This is a genomic window from Candidatus Thiodiazotropha sp. AKAK2 (assembly GCF_058244685.1).
The window spans coordinates 79,513-97,075 of sequence record NZ_JBSYOP010000021.1 but is presented as its reverse complement, the minus strand read 5'-3'; the positions used below and the strand labels follow the sequence as shown (position 1 = coordinate 97,075).

12 protein-coding genes are annotated in these 17,563 nt (G+C 52.0%); 4 read left to right on the top strand and 8 right to left on the bottom strand.

Going from position 1 to position 17,563, the window contains the following annotated elements:
• Window positions 1–374: 374 nt before the first annotated feature.
• The 3 genes from AC4IE8_RS08195 to AC4IE8_RS08185 all read right to left on the bottom strand — a co-directional run bounded on the left by AC4IE8_RS08195 (window position 375) and on the right by AC4IE8_RS08185 (window position 6,824).
• Complete coding sequence (locus tag AC4IE8_RS08195; RefSeq protein WP_490790777.1) at window positions 375–638, bottom strand: hypothetical protein; 264 nt, start codon at window positions 636–638, stop codon at window positions 375–377.
• Between the two features lie 32 nt (window positions 639–670).
• A complete protein-coding gene (locus AC4IE8_RS08190; RefSeq protein ID WP_490790776.1) occupies window positions 671–3,940 on the bottom strand; it encodes a FecR domain-containing protein in 3,270 nt (1,089 codons plus the stop codon).
• A 721-nt stretch (window positions 3,941–4,661) separates the two neighbouring features.
• Window positions 4,662–6,824: a CHASE2 domain-containing protein gene (locus tag AC4IE8_RS08185; RefSeq protein WP_490790775.1), complete on the bottom strand. Its 2,163-nt coding sequence runs from the start codon at window positions 6,822–6,824 to the stop codon at window positions 4,662–4,664.
• Window positions 6,825–7,231: 407 nt separating this feature from the next.
• On the opposite strand from AC4IE8_RS08185, the gene AC4IE8_RS08180 reads away from it, so the two are divergent.
• The gene (locus AC4IE8_RS08180) at window positions 7,232–7,876 is read left to right on the top strand and encodes a Crp/Fnr family transcriptional regulator (RefSeq protein ID WP_068988170.1); all 645 of its coding nucleotides are present in this window, start codon (window positions 7,232–7,234) and stop codon (window positions 7,874–7,876) included.
• A 62-nt stretch (window positions 7,877–7,938) separates the two neighbouring features.
• The gene (locus tag AC4IE8_RS08175) at window positions 7,939–9,276 is read left to right on the top strand and encodes a POT family MFS transporter (RefSeq protein WP_068988171.1); all 1,338 of its coding nucleotides are present in this window, start codon (window positions 7,939–7,941) and stop codon (window positions 9,274–9,276) included.
• 467 nt (window positions 9,277–9,743) lie between these two features.
• On the opposite strand, the gene AC4IE8_RS08170 is transcribed toward AC4IE8_RS08175, so the two are convergent.
• The 5 genes from AC4IE8_RS08170 to AC4IE8_RS08150 form a co-directional block, all read right to left on the bottom strand.
• Complete coding sequence (locus AC4IE8_RS08170; protein ID WP_068988172.1) at window positions 9,744–11,132, bottom strand: FAD-binding oxidoreductase; 1,389 nt, start codon at window positions 11,130–11,132, stop codon at window positions 9,744–9,746.
• Window position 11,133: 1 nt separating this feature from the next.
• Window positions 11,134–11,715: a BON domain-containing protein gene (locus AC4IE8_RS08165; RefSeq protein ID WP_068988173.1), complete on the bottom strand. Its 582-nt coding sequence runs from the start codon at window positions 11,713–11,715 to the stop codon at window positions 11,134–11,136.
• A gap of 184 nt (window positions 11,716–11,899) precedes the next feature.
• Window positions 11,900–12,487: a phosphoheptose isomerase gene (locus AC4IE8_RS08160; protein ID WP_068988174.1), complete on the bottom strand. Its 588-nt coding sequence runs from the start codon at window positions 12,485–12,487 to the stop codon at window positions 11,900–11,902.
• 302 nt (window positions 12,488–12,789) lie between these two features.
• Window positions 12,790–13,146, bottom strand: coding sequence for a YraN family protein (locus AC4IE8_RS08155; protein ID WP_068988175.1), 357 nt, complete (start codon window positions 13,144–13,146; stop codon window positions 12,790–12,792).
• A complete protein-coding gene (locus AC4IE8_RS08150) occupies window positions 13,143–15,164 on the bottom strand; it encodes a penicillin-binding protein activator (protein ID WP_068988176.1) in 2,022 nt (673 codons plus the stop codon). The genes AC4IE8_RS08155 and AC4IE8_RS08150 overlap by 4 nt, the downstream gene beginning before the upstream one ends.
• A 173-nt stretch (window positions 15,165–15,337) precedes the next feature.
• Between AC4IE8_RS08150 and rsmI the strand changes: the two genes are divergently transcribed.
• Both rsmI and AC4IE8_RS08140 read left to right on the top strand, forming a co-directional pair.
• On the top strand, window positions 15,338–16,180 hold the full coding sequence (rsmI, locus tag AC4IE8_RS08145; protein WP_490790774.1) for a 16S rRNA (cytidine(1402)-2'-O)-methyltransferase: 843 nt from the start codon (window positions 15,338–15,340) through the stop codon (window positions 16,178–16,180).
• Between the two features lie 66 nt (window positions 16,181–16,246).
• Window positions 16,247–16,864 (top strand): outer membrane protein, encoded by a 618-nt coding sequence (locus tag AC4IE8_RS08140; RefSeq protein WP_490790773.1) that lies wholly within the window; start codon window positions 16,247–16,249, stop codon window positions 16,862–16,864.
• The last annotated feature ends 699 nt before the right edge of the window (window positions 16,865–17,563 follow it).

Here is a 17,563-nt window from a genome sequence, read left to right as displayed (position 1 = left end):
GAGCCAGAAAAGAGGCCATTCAAATCTGCATCCGATCCGATCAAGCCAAATCACTACGTCTCCATTTGCTTCCTGAACTACTTTCTCTTCACCTTGCATCCATTTTGGGTGAAGAGAAACTCAATACGAGACGTCCTGTAACTACGATTCTGCGGAAAGCATGCGGATAAAGTTAGTTGAAAAAATACATCATCAAGAAAAATTTCCTGTAATGTATTAAATAATGCAGTGAAATGGCGCTTAGGCCGTTATTATCGGGCTTCTGTCATTATATACAACAGAGTCTCGGTAAGCGGTTGTCAAAAGCGCATAAATCACATGCGAAAAAGGCCTTATATTTCACTAAGCAATTTAATATATTGCAGTAGCTGGTTTTAGACTGGCCACCAATAACCTGGTGGATCGATATATGCCCAGCGAGAGCCCTTTGCTTCGACTATTGTCAATTTCCGCACGTTGAGTACTTTCTTGATTGGCGGGCATTTTCGTTTTGAGGGCTTTATAAGTTTCATCTTGCCGTCACTGTCATCATATACTTTGACAGTCCCGTCAGGTTTCAATACCAGAGTATAATCAAAAATAGATTCGTTATCTTTTTTCTTGGATTTTGTCTTTTTTTCTCTATCGCTATTTGCCATATCTTGCTCCTCTCTACTGTGGTTGTACTAAGCTAGCGGACGTTTACTGAGATTTTTCCAAACACAAATCTTTCGCCAGCAAAGGATGAAGGTGACGCGGTAAGTTCCGGGTCGTTAATGTCATAACTATCTCGATCTTCAAAATTCATTTGTTTATCGAAGATGTTATTTATGCCAAGAGATACAGATCCGCGACGGTTTGGAAATCGGTAGTTAAAAGCAAGGTCAGTTGACACGCCACTGTCTTCACCTTGCTGGGTTTCTGTCCCGGTTTTGTTGAGGAACTCGCCTTCTTGGTCATAGTAGGTAGCAGTAAGCTTGGTAGAGAAACCGAGCGGATGATAATAACTGATGGAGACGGGTAGTTGGTGAGTCTTCAATTCAAGAACGCCGTCTGGTGCCAATACAACGGAATTTGATTGAATGTTTTTAGCGAGATCGCTCTTGTTATATGAGTACTCGACTCCAAAGGACCAGAAAGGTGAAGAGGTCCAATTAAGCCAAAACACGGTGTTCATGTCATCGTGTTCTATTGTTTGAGAAGTGCTACCTGGAGGTATGGTTGAAAAGTCAACAAGCCCGATCTCTGTCTCTAATTCACGATAAACCGAAGAGAGACCAGCATGTAAATTATGTGTAAATTGATGGTTATATTCCGCTGCATAGGCCCAGTAATCAGTTTTATCGAAATCATCGTACAATTGATTGAAACCGATAATTTGTGAAGGCTCCAGTGTCTCATAGAGTGATGGTAAAACAACACTCATCCGGTTTCGAAAAACAGCCAATCGAAGATCGCTGCTGGTCGTTGGGATGAACTGAAATCCTAATTTTGGATAGGCCTTGTTAAATTCGTCATTGTCTACTTCTTCCTTTATATAGCTTAACCCACCCATCAAAGTGGATTTATCGTTGATGTCGTAATGCAGATAACCATATAGTCTTGTTTGCCATGCCTCATGTTCAGATGAGGATATACAACTTGGTAACGGACAGCCCATTGCGAACTCAAACACGGACACGGCATCTTCATCTTCATTTTGACGGCTTACGCCCGCCAACCAAGCCGTTTGCTCCAGTTTTCCGGATAATTGCACTTCATAGAGATCAATCGTACGGTCGCTTTCTGTACTGAATGTTGTAAAGGGATCAAGGTCCTGAGAGCGGACAAATTCATAATCGCGCCTAATGCCGGAAATCAGCAAGTTGGTGTTGGCCGCCAATGCATGCCTAACACCTAATCGAATCGTGGATATGTCACTATTGACCTGGAAGTCATCAACATTGAGAAACTCTGGGAGCAGTCGTTGAGTCACATCCCCTTTTTCTTCTTCGGATTCGCTAATCTCAATTTGGAACGATGTGCTATCTGAAAGAGCAAATTGGGCAAATCCGTTATAGATGTCCTGCTCATAAACAGCACTTTCGTTACGAAATCCATCTGTTTCGGCATGGTACTGTCCAAGACTGAACGCAAATCGATCAGTTAATCCGGCTAAAATTGCATCCTCAGCCCAGGTGCTCTCTTCACCATATGAGGCATCTAATTGAAACGCCAAACCACTCTTAGTAAACAGCGGATTATATTCATAGTAGGATAGGTCGGCTGGCCCATTTCCATCCAATAGACCAAGGTTTGAGTTACTCAATTGAGGTTGCAGAGGATCCAGGTTCAGGGGTTGAGTCAATTTTGATTGTAGCAACTCGCTTTGTCTTGCGGCATCCCGGTTGCTAATACCCACGTAGCTGTCAGCCAACAACCGATGAGCTGAGTGATTGATGGGAGCCTGTATTAAGGCGTCGGTCGCCTGATAGGCTGCCTGCTGTTCAAAACTCAAATCGTTGTAGATTCTACCAAGCGCTACGTTTCGTGATGCCTCGTCATTATCAAGAAGCTGCCTTGAACGATATACACCCCGGTTATCATTTAACTCAATCGCACGCTGCTGCGCATGTAACGCCTCTACCGGTCTATTGGCTGATTGCAACAATATTGAATCATAAAACCAGGCCGTGGGATCGTTGGGATCGAGTTCTTTCGCCATGGCAAATTGTTGGGATGCCAAGTCGTTGCGCCTCTCCTCGTAATAGGCCTTGCCCATGTAACTGCGAAGCAAGGCGTTGTTTGGATCGAGCAGTGCTGCCGTTTCAATCTCTTTGCGGCCTTCCTCCAAATCACCTTGGCGAATTCCTAGCAGACCCAAGCCAAGGTGGGGCAGGGGAGCCGCGGAATCGAGTTCAATAGCCTTCTGAAATGCCGTTTTTGCTGAAACCAGGTTGATCTCGCGCAACGATGCGAACCCAAGAACGGTATGCGCCAGTGAGAGCTTGGAATCGATGCTGACTGCCTGATTGGCGGATTCACGAGCGGCGCGGGTATTGCCTGTCATTAACCAGACTTCCGCAAGTCGCGCCTGAGTCAGGGCGTTTTGTGGTGCAAGTTGTGCGGCTTTTTGGCTGTTGGCCAAGGCCGCGGGTATGTCGAACATAGCCTGATCAACATAGGATTGCGCCATATAGGCAGTGGCTGACTGGCTATCCTTTTCCAGTGCTTGTTTCGCTGACTCTGTCGCTTCTTCAAGTCGATTCTCAACTATGGCCTTGATGGCGGCTTGAGCCAATGTATCCGCTTCGCTGGGAAGAGCTGGCAGTGGCGGATAGTAAAGCGCCCAGGCAACGGCATTGAAGGGTCTGGCGATCGCCGTAACGACAGGCGGTTGATCCTGGTCGGCGCGGGCTGCCTGATTGGCACCCAGCTCTACCGAGCCCACATTATTGCTGGCAATTACCACCCCCTCTAACACGATCACCTCAGTGCCGGTATCATCTATTCGAACCACAAATTCAGTACCCTCTATGGAGGCGTTCACATAGGGCGTCTTGACCTCAAGACTCTTTGGTGTGCGGCTGATGAAATGAATGGCCCCTCGCAGGAGGTCCAGGAAGGAGGGGGTCGACTTAGCGACCTGACTAAATATCAGTGAGGAATTCTCATCCAGACGCAGCAAGGTATCATTTGTCAGGCGGATGGCCGCCCTGCTGTTGTCTGATGTTCTGAGGGCATCGCCAGCACAGAAATGATCTTCGAGTGCTGAAGGGTGCCAGCCCCTTTGATCAGCAATCCGCTTTTCCACCTTTCCCTCTAGGGAGACCAATTGCGCCACATGCACACAATCAGCAGAGACGGCATGCTGTGGTAAGAACAGGATGAAAACAAGAAACAAGTAGTGAGCGAGCATTGTGAAGTTTCGGCAATGCTGCATAGTGATCCCCTGAATAGCGATTTTTAGATCCAAAAACATCTCAAGCATAGCCAGTTTTTGAGCAAAAAAATTTCTCAAGCTTGAGTTATATAGTAACCAAAATTAAACAATATGCGAATTTATTTCGTATGGGCTAAGACTATTGGCCCGTATTTTTAATGTAGATTGTTCGTACCTCCTTATAACCCCCTCTCTCCAAACAGGATCATACCCAATAATCCAGCAAAAAAGTGTAATTATCCCAATGCTTTATACGGTTTTTGTTGTCGGGATAGTTTACCAAGCCGAATATTATTTCTGAATCCGTATCTTCGACAGTCGCACTGGCGAATTTGCAGCTGATTATCAACGGGTGGCTCAAGACCGAAACCTTTTCTGTAAGGCTGTGATGATGTTGGGCAGCTCATTGCATATTGATGACTGTTCGTACTACCTTGGTGCGCACTTACTCTGTGATGTTGCTACTTTATCAACAAGAAGTTGGCCCCTGACCTTGCCTTCTGCTACCCTGATCAGGGTGGCGCTGTCGTTGACCTCCAGGGTGAATTCCGTCCCTTCGATCGAGGCGTTGATGTGGGGGATAATTGGCCTGGGCGGGGTGGCTGATGCGACTGATAAAATGGGCCTTACCATTGATGTTCTCAAGCCAGCTCGTCTGCTGTTTAGGCGTTTTTATTCATAAAATCGTAATTATCACCATATATTTCCTTAATTCAGATGTTGGTGTTAATTAACAATATGGCCTGGTCAGTGGGAATGTTTAGTATTTGCGCTTTTGTGTGCTTCTACGGTCAGCGAACTGATTGATGTAGTAGTTCGTCGGGCCATCCGAGGGGAAATCCTCTGCGATCAATTGAAATTTCCTGTTGGCCGCTGGACGCTCGCCCATTTGCCATAATAGCAGCGCTTCCGCAAAAGCCTGATGAAGGCAGAGCATACTGGCGTCGACAGAGTCTGATTTGGCGGCAACCTCAAAGATCTTAATCGGCTTCTCCTTGCCCGAGACGGAGAATAGACCCAGCTCCCGGATCTGAATGCCCTTCAGGTGTTTGACGAAGTCCTCCGAGGCGAGAATCCGCGTGCCCAACAACTTGTTGAGATTCTCGATGCGGGAAGTGGTGTTAAGCATGTCTCCCACCGCGCGGTATTCGAAATGGTCGATGGCGCCCACATGGCTCATCACCAGTTCGCCCGCATGGAGTCCGATGCGGGTGAAAAGTTTGGGTGCGAGATCGGAGTTTTGGATCGCCGTTCCTATCGCCAGTGCCGCTTCACAGGCCATCTGCTCCATGTTGTGGTTGATTTCGGTCGCCGGCCAGATGGCGAGCATCGCGTCGCCGACCACATCCGAAACGATGCCTTTGTTTGCCCGTACCGGTGTGAAGAGGATTTTGAAATAGCGGTTCAGGTACTCCTGCAGCACTTTCGGCTCCATCTTTTCCGCCATCGCCGTGTAGTTCTGTGCATCGGAGGCGAGACATACCCCGTAGGCAGACTCGATCAGTCCGGCCGGCTGCTTGTTGTCCCGAGCCAGTTTTTCAATCACATCGCCCGGCAGATAGTAACCAAACAGACGTCGCAGATGCTCGCGGCTGGTGCGCATCTGTTGATAGTGCCAGATCAGACTGACGATCAGGGCCGCCGGCAGTTGTATGACCAGTGGAATAAACCAGGGCAGCCAGAGATTGAAGTGGTTGAACAGCAGATAGGTCGAGCCGAAGTAACTCCCGCCAACCACCATACCGACAATCACTCCGATCAGTCCTGGGTTGAATCGAAACAGCAAACTGATCCCCACGCCAAAGGTGATCATCAACAGTGCGATCCAGCCTGAATGAGGGCGATGCAGGACCTCCTGGTAGAGCAGGTTGGCATAGGCCGTGGCTGCAATTTCAACGCCACTGATATCGAGGCCGCTGGATTGGGAAAAGACGGTATAGAATCCGTCTTTCTGTTTCGGTTGATAGGCTCCGGCATAGCCGATGAACAGGGTTTTGTCTCGCAGATGTTTTAGTGAGTCAGCCGGTGAGGCGAGGATTTCCTGAAAGGAATGGGTTTTGATGCTGCCTGGCGGCCCGTAGAAGTTGAGATGGGGGTAGGTCGGGGCCTCAAACAGATTTATCACGGATTGCATCTGCTGATAGCGGAGATTCGACATCCTCAGCTTGTGCTGCTCTTCCAGCTGGATTCGCATAGGCTCAATCAAAGCTGGGTTATTGCGCAGGAAGAGAGCGATCTCATGCAGATCGTCAAGATTCGGCGCTTGCAGTGATCGTTTATATGGCTCAAGGGAGCCAAGCAAAAGTTGTTTCAACCTGTCACCGCCTGGATCGGCGGCATGCAGCAGTGCAGCCGCTGGCAGTGAAAGTCGTTGTTGATTACCGCTGAAAGTCCAGAACCGACTGACTTTGACCGGAACCTTCGGCAGCACGAACGGTGCGAGTTCGAGTGCCGCATCGGCCAGGATGGCGGTGGGAGGGATCAGTTGTTCTACGGTATGTTTACCGTCGCTGTTTTTGACCTGCTGCTGTTGCTGGTAGGAGACCAGCAATACATTGCCGCTTTGTCGTATGGTCTCTGCCAGTTGGCGATCTGATTCAACAGCTCTGGCTTTTTTGAAGAAGATATCAAAAACAATCAGCCTGACACCGGCTCGATTCAGCTGTTCAATCAGGTCTGCATGCAGACTGCGCGGCCACTCCGGGATCTCTTCACTCAATCCGAGTTGAGCCGCGGTTTCACCATTGATCGAGACGATCTCAATTGATTCAGGTGCTGCTCTTTGGCCACGTAGCTTGAACAACAGACCTAGGCCCATATCTTCCTCCCACGCGCTACCCACCGGTAGAAGGCTGATAAGTGCACCCAGAATACCAATCGAGATACCCAGTAGCAGTGCCGATCTAAGCTGATGTTTTTCCACAACGACCTTGTTGGTTTTTGACTGTTGACCAGTGAGTTTGTCTTACCCGCAAACGGCCTGCTGCGAGGCTGAAAAACAGCGCTGAATCCCTGAGGGTGTATCGTCTGGTCGGCAGATTTAGAGTGAGATTTGGATCACCACAATCCAATACAGTTGATCTTGCCACTGTAGAAGTCACTTTTTTCTGTTAAAGTTTTACCAGGGCTATCCATTAGGATGCGTGTTTACAGGCCCTGACCTGGTACAAACCTGCTTATGTGTATTCAGGGTGATTGATTTACAGTGTACAACATGGGAGCGTGAAGGGAGAGCACTGCGTCATTCCAGACAGTATGGCAAGAGGCTAGGGTTGATACGGAGAGTGGCCCCTGCAGATAACTTTTACCCACAGACAATATAATAAAGCCATGATAGAAAACGTCTCCATTTTTGCCGGTATGGACCCAAGCGATCTTGCACTGATCGAACAGCGTATGGTCAGAAGGAGCTATCCACGAAACACCATCATCCTCTCGGAAGGTGATAACAGCGACTCCATGTATGTTATCTTGAGTGGCAAAGTGAAGGTCTACCTGAATGATGAAAATGGCAAAGAGGCCATCATCAACTACCAGGAGGAGGGTGAATATTTCGGGGAGCTTTCACTGATCGATGACTACAAAAGATCAGCCTCGATTATGACCACCGTCAAGACCACCGTGGCAATCATGTCCAAGCAGGCCTTCCATCAGGTGTTACAGACCAATCCGAACATCTCTATCCATCTGTTGAAAGATATGGTTCATCGGGTCAGAACGCTTACTGACGAGGTCAAGAGTCTTGCTCTGTCAGATGTCTATGGGAGACTGAGTAAAACACTGTTGAGTCTGGCTGAAGAGAAGGATGGGCAGTTGGTCATCGAGGGGCATGTCACCCAGCAGGAGTTGGCCAACCGCATCGGCGCATCCCGTGAAATGGTCTGTCGAATCTTCAAGGATCTTGTCAAAGGGGGCTATATCACCTCCAACACCAATCAGTATGTGATCAACAAGCAGTTGCCGGCCCGTTACTGATCCACAGGCGGCCTTGTGTCCGGTTTACGCCGGGCGGACAGTAATCGGAGACCCCTTTCACTGTGACTGACTACCTGCGTGCTCCCCTGGCCAGTAAAGACCTGCCACCGGGTATCCCATACATCATCGGTAACGAAGCTGCTGAGCGCTTCAGTTTCTATGGCATGCGGGCAGTACTGGTGGTGTTCATGACCCAGTACCTGCTCGACAGCAGCGGCGCCGCCAATCCGATGAACGAGGAGGAGGCTAAGGGCTGGTTTCATCTGTTTGTATCGGCGGTCTATCTTACGCCTCTGTTTGGTGCATTGATCTCCGATAGTCTGCTGGGTAAGTATCGCACCATCATTCTGCTCTCCCTGGTCTACTGTCTGGGTCACTTTGCCCTGGCGCTCGATCACACCCGTCTGGGATTGTTGCTGGGGCTGGGATTGATCGCATTGGGTTCCGGTGGCATCAAGCCCTGTGTCTCAGCTCACCTTGGGGACCAGTTCGGCCGCAGCAATGCCCATTTGTTGCCTCGCAGTTTCGGTTGGTTCTACTTTGCCATCAATTTTGGGGCCTTTGCATCGACCCTGGCCACCCCGTGGTTGCTGTCGCAGGCCGGGCCCGATTGGGCGTTCGGCGTGCCGGGGATTCTGATGGTCATCGCGACCATTATCTTCTGGTCCGGCCGCCGCAGATTCGTCCATATACCCCCTGCGGGACTGGGCTTTGTGCGGGAGGTCTTCAGCGCCCAAGGCTTGTCGGTGCTGTTACGGCTTTTCGGGCTCTATCTGTTTGTCGCTGTATTCTGGTCGCTGTTCGATCAGACCGGTTCCGCCTGGGTACTACAGGCCAAAAGCATGGATTTGAAGCTGTTTGGGTTTGAGGTTCTGCCGGCCCAGATCCAGGCCGCCAATCCGTTGCTGGTGATGCTGCTGGTGCCCACTTTCAGCTATCTGATCTATCCGGCAATACAGCGCAGGTGGCGATTGACCCCGTTGCGGAAAATCGGTTTCGGTATGCTGCTCGCCTCACTGGCCTTCGCCATCTCCGCCTGGATTCAGTATCAGATCGATGCCGGCCATTCTCCATCCATCGTCTGGCAACTGCTTGCCTATCTGGTGTTGACCAGTGGTGAGGTGATGGTCTCCATCACCTGTCTGGAGTTCTCCTATACTCAGGCGCCGGTTCGCATGAAATCCTTTGTTATGGCCTTTTTTATGATGTCGATTGCGATCGGTAATCTCTTCACCAGTATCGTCAACTTCAGCATAGAGGGAACCTCGCTGCTGCAGGGCGTGGACTACTACCTCTTTTTCACTCTGTTGATGTTCTTTACAACCCTGTTGTACGCCCTGTTATCCCGCTACTATCGAGAGCGTACCCATCTGCAGCAAGAGCTGAACCAATCCGATTGAGTTGATCCTGCACGCTTCTCTCAGTTGATCCCTCAGGAAAAAAGTCGCAGCTGAGATGTGAATATTTCACAGCCATAAAAATCCCCATTCCCTATCCTTAAAGCATGAACTTTCAGTTGCTTGAACCAGTCGGGGAGAGAAAGGCATGTGGCACAAAACACTCATCATCACCATCGGTTTAATGATCAGTTTTTTCTCAGCGCCCCTATGCCTGGACAGGTTCCAGATCTCTCACGAATCTCCACTGCAGATCCTGCTCTCATTTGTGGAGACTGAACAGACTAACGGGTCAGAGCTGGGAGGGAAAAGGAACTCTTGAATGGTTAGCCTGCAGTCAGGAAGACTGCGCCGCAACGGATGCTGAACCAAACGATTTCTCTACTGCTCGACCTCTCATTTGGGTAGCACTCTCAGTCTTCGGCCGAGAGTGTTTTTTTTGCCTGCAACTCTGTCTGTTCAACCATGTTTCAGTCTGGAAACAGAATGCCCGGATTGAGGATCTGGTGAGGATCGAACTGCTGTTTGATGCGGCGCATCAGTTTCAGCTCCACAGGATCGAGTTCCTGGTCGACAAACTGGCGTTTGACGACGCCGATGCCATGCTCGCCGGAGAGTGTGCCACCCAATCCCAGCACCAGTTTGAACAGTGCGTTCAGACAGTACTCACCGGCGGCGAGTTGCTTCGGGTCGTCCGGATCGAGCAGCAGGTTTACATGGATGTTGCCGTTGCCGGCATGGCCGAAATTGACAATGGTGATACCTGTCTCCTGGGAGAGGTTCTCCAGGGTCTCGATCAACTCGGGGATGCGTGAGACCGGCACCACCACATCCTCGTTGATTTTTTTCGGTGCAATATTGCGTAGTGCCGGGGAGAGGGCCTTGCGGGTCTTCCACAGTTTGGACACTTCCTCCTGGGTCTCTGCGGTATGGATATCGATCAGACCCTCAACGCTGGCGGCCTGGGCGACCGCAGTCACCTCGTCGGCAATACAGTGTTCGGCGCCGTCCACTTCGATCATCAGCAGCGCGCCAACCGATGAATCGAGGGCCAGGTCGGAGAACTCCCTGACCATCTCCAACGCAGATTTGTCCATGAACTCAAGGGCGCAGGGGATAACCGGCTGTCCCATGATGGCGGAGACCGCTTTGGCGGCCGCATGGATATCGCAATAGGTCGCCTGCAGGGTCCTTTTGGTCTGTGCCAAGGGTGTCAGTTTGAGGCGTGCTTCGGTGATGACCGCCAGGGTGCCTTCGGATCCGATAATCAGCCTTGTCAGATCGTAGCCCACCACGCCTTTGGTCGTATTGACGCCGGTGTAGAAGCTTTCACCGCTGCCGGTGACCCCTTTCAGGCCGAGTGTGCTCTCCCGGGGCGTGCCATATTTCACGGCCCTGGGGCCGGCTGAGTTGTAGGCGAGATTGCCACCAATGGTGCAGACGGCAGCACTGGTCGGATCCGGTGGCCAGAAGAAGCCCTGCTCTTGGAGTGCGGTTTGCAGCTCCTTGTTGGTCACCCCGGGTTCGACCCTGGCCAAGCGGTTTTCCCGGTCAATCTCCAGGATCCGGTTCATGCGTTCCAGTGAGAGGACGATGCCGCCCTGCTGTGGCACCGTGGCACCGGTTGTACCGGTACCTTTGCCCCGGGTTACCAGTGGGATGCGATGCTGATGGCAAAGCTTGACGATACCGGCAACCTGATCGTGCTCCCGGGCAAATGCCACGGCTGCAGGCGTGGCCTGCAAACGACTGTTGTCATAGCCATAAGGCAGGCAGTCGCCCGGATCGGTAAAGAGATTCTCCTTGCCGACGATCCTGGCGAGCTGATTGATCAGCTCCGCTGAGAGTTTTTCGCTCAATTCAGATGTACTCGAAGACCCGTACAACCCGTCGTACACCACTGATATGACGCACCACCTCGGTTACCGCATCACCCTCCTGTTTGGTGATCAGGCCAAGCAGAAACACGGTTCCCCGTTCGGTGACCACTTTAACTCTGAGTGGATCGAAACCGGGTATGTCGATGCTGGTGAGTTTTAGTTTGACCTCGGAAGTCAGAGCCACATCACGGCTATCCTCGCCAATCGAGGAGCTGCTGCCAATCTCGATTTCATTGACCACCCGGCGCACCCGTTCCACACCGGTTACCAGTTGCTCTGCCTTGCTTCGCAGGTTTTCATTGGTCGCCTGTCCGGTGAGCAGTACCACCATGTTGTAGCTGGTGACAGCAATATTGGTCTGTTCTTTGATCTTTGGATCTTTCTTCAAGACATCGTAGGCCTTAAGCTCGATGCTCTGGTCCTCGACGATCACGCCGGTGGTGCGTCTGTCATGGATGATGGTTGCAGTGGCCGCTGCACCGCCGACAATTGCTGCGGCACATCCCTGCAGGGTGAGAGCAGCGAGGAGGATGTAGAGAGTGGTTGGGAATTTTATCTGCATGAGCTTCCTCTTAAAGTTATCTGTCTTTGGGCCTGTTAAAACGAATCCTATACATCCTGCTGGGACTGTTTTTGTGTTCAGCAAGGCACAACAGGGCGTATTAGTGTGGTGTTAACAGGCCCTAGTTGCCCGGATCCGTTTAATTTGCTCGTTACGTCGGATTGAGAACTGATAAGCGGTATCATCAACCACCAAGCAGCTGTTGGTCCACCAGGTCACACAAACAGTGAATGATCAAAAGATGCACCTCCTGTATCCGTGCGGTGACACTCGATGGAACGCGAATTTCGACATCCCCCGGGGCGAGTAGTTTCGCCAGCTCCCCGCCATCTTTGCCGGTCAGGGCAACCACCGCCATCTCCCGTTCGTGAGCCGATTGTACCGCATGATTCACATTACTCGAATTGCCGCTGGTGGAGATGGCCAGCAACAGGTCGTTGGGTTGACCCAGGGCCTCGATCTGGCGGGAGAAGATCAACGAAAAATCGTAATCGTTGCTGATCGAAGTCACAGTCGAGCTGTCGGTTGTCAGGGCAATGGCAGGCAGACCCGGTCGCTCACGCTCGTAACGGTTGAGCATCTCCGATGAGAAGTGTTGCGCATCACCGGCCGAACCCCCATTACCACAGCTCAGGATCTTGTTGCCCTCGAGCAGACGGTCGAATACCAGTCTGGCGGCATCGGCAATCGGTTGGGTTAAAAGCGGCAGAGCTTCGATCTTGGTCTGAATGCTCTCGTTGAAGAGTTTCTGGATGCGCTCTTGGTCTAGCATCTGTCTATAAGGCCTGGTGGTGGATCTGATCCGGATTCGCTGGCAAGTGTCTCATAAATTCCTCAGCCCGGCATCATTCAATTCTGCTGATGTTGGAAGAGAGATCGGTCCGTAAATGAACGCAATTAGTCTGTTTATTTCCAATAAATCCAGGTAGAGCCTTTCAGGTGCCGTATCTTAGTTTGCCAGGGAGGCGAGGGTGAATGGCATCACCCAGGATTGTCTAGCGATCAACAAACCATTTGCGCTTATTCGCGGACTGAATGCTTGTAGAACAATCTGCTAGACGGCAACGGCGTTGATTAACTCTGAATGGCATCCTTAATCCAGGTGGTCCGCTTGTCAGCAGAACCGTTTATTGCCACCACATCGAACCGGCAGGCCTGGTCGATGCGGTTTTTTTGCAGGTAGAGATTGGCGGCGGCCAACAGCTTGCGCTGTTTGCTTGGGGTGATGCTCTCCAAGGCGGAACCGTAGTCATCGGATTGACGATAGCGGACCTCAACAAAAACCAGGGTGCGCTTTTCACGCATGATCAGATCGATCTCTCCCACTTTACAGCGAAAGTTGCGGGTGACCAGTTTGAGTCCGCGGCGACTCAGGTAGTCAACGGCCTGCTGCTCTGCGGCTTCTCCCTGCTGCAGATGGTCGGCTTTCATCTTCGGCCGGCGGGCTCAGAGAGATCGTGATCCGATACGGGTGGTAGCTCGGCTTCGAGTGGTTCAGAGCTATCCGCTTCCTCTACGCTGTCCAGCTCACCAAAGCTGTCCATGTCATCGAGGGATTGGGTATTGTTCGGCATCTCAATGCGTGGTGCATAACCGATGATGCTCGCCTTACCCTTTTCCATATCGGCCCAGGCCAACAACCGGTGCATGCGGTTCTGTGCATCCAGATAGATGGTGCCGCTCTTGCCGTTGTAGAGTCTGCCCGGCTGCTCCTGCATGGCCTGTAGCTGGGAGAGCAGGTTGTAGCTGTCGATCCCCATGGCATAGAGTCTGGCATAGCGACCCTTAACCCCGGGCATGAAACGTTCGAGACTTTTGCGCGACAGGGCGCCTCCGTGATTGTCTTCAAGCAACCAGGGGGTGTCGACAAAACTGATCTTGCCCAGATCCCGGTCCAGCTCGGCCTGTTCGATCCCGGAGTAGATGTGGGAAGTGGACAGAATGGGCAGGTTGCCGGCGCGGTAAAACTTCAGTTGTGGACGGATCTGTCTCGCCTTTTGTGGGCGGGCCGCGAGAAAGATGAAATCCGCGTCCTGGCGTGTGCGGGGTTCGGCCTCAACTCTTTGGCCCATCAATCGGGTCAGTGAGCGTATCCGCGCCTCGCTCTCATTGATATTCAGCAGCATGCGGATCGGTACCGAAAAATCGTTCTCTTTGGGCAGATAGGTTTGGCTCTCCATGATCTCACCACCCAGAGTCAGCCAGCGATTGCGAAAGCTGTTGGCCAGACGGTCTCCCCAGTTACCCTGGGGGGTCAGGAGCAAAGCTGTTCTATGGCCTTCCAGCCAGGCACGCTCGGCGACCTGTTCCGCCTCATCTTCCGGAGCCAGGCCAAACTGGAACAGGTTGGGATTGGGCTCATAGAGCTCATCCTCCACCTGGTTGAGCGCCAGTACCGGGATGTCGAGCAGCTCCAGGTTGGAGATCATCTTTACCGAATCCTTGTTCAACGGGCCGACAATCATCTGTGCGCCATTGAGGACCGCCTGCTGATAGATGCTCAGGGTGCTCTGTAACTCACTGCTGTCGTAAAACTGCAGTTTGGGACGGTATTGGGGAGGCTGCTGATACCAGGCTGCCATCAGTCCGTCCCTGACCGCCGCCGCGACTTTGGCATAGGGGCCGCTGCGGGGCAGCATGATGGCGATATGGTCATCGGGACTGAGTCCCTGCAGCTCAAGCAGGCCGGCCATCAGGGCCGGCATCGCCGGGTGGTCGGGGAAGCGCTGCCGCCACTCCGCCAGACTGTTGCTCAGCTCCTCCGGGTCCGCTGTTTGGGATTTGATGACCTTCGCCAGTTCCATCCAGCCGATCAGGGTGGAGGGGGGGTACGGCTGCAGCAGGGTCAGTGCGGTATCGGTCATGGTGGTCAGGGTCTGCACCAGTAGCTCCTGGATCAGCAGACGCTGGTCCGGGTCCTCCTCCATGAGCGGATCGAGTACATTGAGCTCCCGGGCGCTCTCCAGCAGGTTGCCCGAGAGACGGAAGATCTCCGCCATGTTGCGATGGTAGTACTGGCGCAATTCGATGGGCGCGTCCGGTCCCGGCTCCGGCTGCATCAGATCCAGTGCCTGGTCGATGTCGCCCTGCAACACCGCCAGTTCGGTTTTCAGCATCCGCAGTTTCAGGTTGAACTCCGGATCGGTCTCGGATGGCCGGATCAGCTTTACCAGTGCCAGGCTGCGCTCCTGTTCGCCCGCTTTCAGCCAGTACTCAACCGCCTCCAGCAGCAGCTGGTCACGAAATGGGGGTTGAGACTCCATGGCATAGCTTTCAACAATCATCGCCGCGGTTGCATAATCCTCATCTTCAAGTAATGAAGTGACCTGAAGTCTGAGTTCAGGCGACATCTGCTGGGCGGGCAGGGGCTCTTTGGTGACCGTGGTACAACCCTGCTGAAACAGCAGGACAGAGATCAATAACAGGGCAAAATGGCGGATGATGTGCATAACTCAGTATCTGTAGCGGGATCCAGTATAATCAACCCGGCAACATAATCGATTGCCAACAGGGCTTCAACAACGATGTTGATCCAAGCAGGGGTAACCTGTCAGGATTGATCTTCAAAATCAGTAAGTTACATAAGACACTGCCCTGCAGTGTCTGTTAAATGGGAATATCTGTGTCTAAGGGCGTACTTTACGTTGTCGCAACACCAATCGGCAATCTTGATGATCTGACCCCCAGGGCGGTCGAAATACTCAAACGGGTCGATTTCATCGCCGCCGAGGACACCAGGCATACCCGCCCTCTGTTACGCCATTATGCCATCGATACCCCAATGCGTTCGCTGCACCAGTTCAATGAACGGGCAAAAATGGACTCTCTGCTGGCTGAGCTGGATGCGGGGGCCTCGATTGCGCTGGTCTCGGATGCCGGCACACCACTGATCAGCGATCCCGGATTCCCTCTGGTGAGGGGCTTTGCGGCAGCGGGGGGGCAAATCGTACCGATTCCTGGCGCCAGCGCCCTGGCCTGTGCCCTCTCGGCAGCCGGTCTGCCCACCGACCGGTTTCTGTTTGCCGGTTTTCCACCCCGCAGCCGCTCCCAGCGGCAAAAGTGGCTGCAGGAACTCGCAAATGAGCGGGCGACACTGGTCTTTTATGAGGCAAGTCACCGGGTAGTGGAGAGCCTGGAAGATATGAGTGCCGTCTTTGGTAGCGAACGGGACGCTGTGATTGCCCGAGAGATGACAAAGACCTATGAAACCTTCCTCAGGGGGAATCTTCAATCTCTACGGCAAATTCTGCAGCAAGAGGAGGATCAGCGGAAAGGTGAGTTTGTCGTTCTGATTGAAGGCTCGACTGTTGTATCTCAGTCACGCGTGGAAGTGGATGTGGAGCAGATGCTGGTCACACTCCTGGCGGAACTACCGCTCAAACAGGCGGTTTCCCTAGCTACAAGCATCACTGGCATAAAAAAAAATAAACTATATAATCAAGCACTTGAATTGTCACGCGCCTAAGTTGTGAATTGTTACCGTTAATTTATGAGCATTTTGGACGATAATAAGTCTAACAAGGTGTTTCATTTGTACGACATGATGCGCAAACCACAAATTCTGACAATCTGGCTACTGATATTCGGTAGCTCATCCAGCCTGGCGGCGGAGAGTGAGCTAGAGTTCACTCCCTTTGTCGGCTATCGCTTTGGCGGTACCCTGGATGATGAGCGGAACGATCGCCGTTGGGATTTCGAAGAGGCATCGGATTGGGGATTCACCTTAAGCCAACCGGCATCAGAAACAACCCGCTATGAATTTCTCTACAGCCATCAGGATACCTCGCTGGCGGACTCCACCGACCCGAACAATGCCTTCGATCTGAATGTGCACTACTTCCACATGGGTGGCACCGTGGATGTCTACCAGGATCGTTTCACCCCATACTTCTCTGGTGGCGTGGGCATGACCTATCTGCATCCCGGGCAGCCGGGTTATGAGAACAAGACCCGCTTCTCCCTGAGCGTTGGCGGCGGTCTCAAGTGGTACCCCACCGAGCGTCTGGGGATTCGTTTCGAGATGCGCGGTTACAGCACCCTGGTCAACTCCAACAGCAGCCTGTTCTGTGATAGTGGCTGCGAACTGCAGATCAGTGGCGATGCCTTTCCCCAGTTCGAGACCAACCTGGGTCTGATTTTTCGTTTCTGATCACCGATTCCTGCTTGCCTGATCTATCCCTAACCTGTGCTTAAGTCTGGTATGGGGCTTGTTTGAGCTGGTGCTATAAAGTAAGAATTCCGCAAATGAATCTTTGCGAATCAGGCAGATTAGGGCTGATCGGTATCGTCAGTGTTTCGGTATCCTCACCATCACCCTCACTACTACTGAATCCTCCCAACCACCGTCATCCCAACGAATGCCCACTGCTGTCCGGAAAAAGTCAGTGTGTCTGTGTTTATTCAAAGCCTATTTGGTGGGGCATGGCCCCACCCTACCATTGATTTCAGGGTGTAGGGTGGGGCCATGCCCCACCAAATAGGGTTTGATTAAGCAATAACTGGTGACATTCAGTAACACTCCTCCCTGTTACGAATTCACTTCGCTAAGATTCGCCCTTAAAAAAACACCAACCCGGCTAGGTCTTCAGTTCAATCACCCGATTCATCCCGGACAACAGCAAGCGCATGCCGCACGATAGGTTTTTCAGGGTGTAGGGTGGGGCCATGCCCCACCAAATAGGATTTGATTAAGCAATAACTGGTGACATTCAGTAACACTCCTCCCTGTTACGAATTCACTTCGCGAAGATTCGCCCTTAAAAAAACACCAACCCGGCTAGGTCTTCAGTTCAATCACCCGATTCATCCCGGACAACAGCAAGCGCATGCCGCACGATAGGTTTTTCGG

Excerpts from the sequence above, each read along its gene's own strand:
- AC4IE8_RS08195 (WP_490790777.1), bottom strand. The coding sequence starts at position 638 with ATGGCAAATAGCGATAGAGAAAAAAAGACAAAATCCAAGAAAAAAGAT.
- AC4IE8_RS08190 (WP_490790776.1), bottom strand. The coding sequence starts at position 3,940 with ATGTTTTTGGATCTAAAAATCGCTATTCAGGGGATCACTATGCAGCAT.
- AC4IE8_RS08180 (WP_068988170.1), top strand. The coding sequence starts at position 7,232 with ATGATAGAAAACGTCTCCATTTTTGCCGGTATGGACCCAAGCGATCTT.
- AC4IE8_RS08165 (WP_068988173.1), bottom strand. The coding sequence starts at position 11,715 with ATGCAGATAAAATTCCCAACCACTCTCTACATCCTCCTCGCTGCTCTC.
- AC4IE8_RS08160 (WP_068988174.1), bottom strand. The coding sequence starts at position 12,487 with ATGCTAGACCAAGAGCGCATCCAGAAACTCTTCAACGAGAGCATTCAG.
- AC4IE8_RS08155 (WP_068988175.1), bottom strand. The coding sequence starts at position 13,146 with ATGAAAGCCGACCATCTGCAGCAGGGAGAAGCCGCAGAGCAGCAGGCC.
- AC4IE8_RS08150 (WP_068988176.1), bottom strand. The coding sequence starts at position 15,164 with ATGCACATCATCCGCCATTTTGCCCTGTTATTGATCTCTGTCCTGCTG.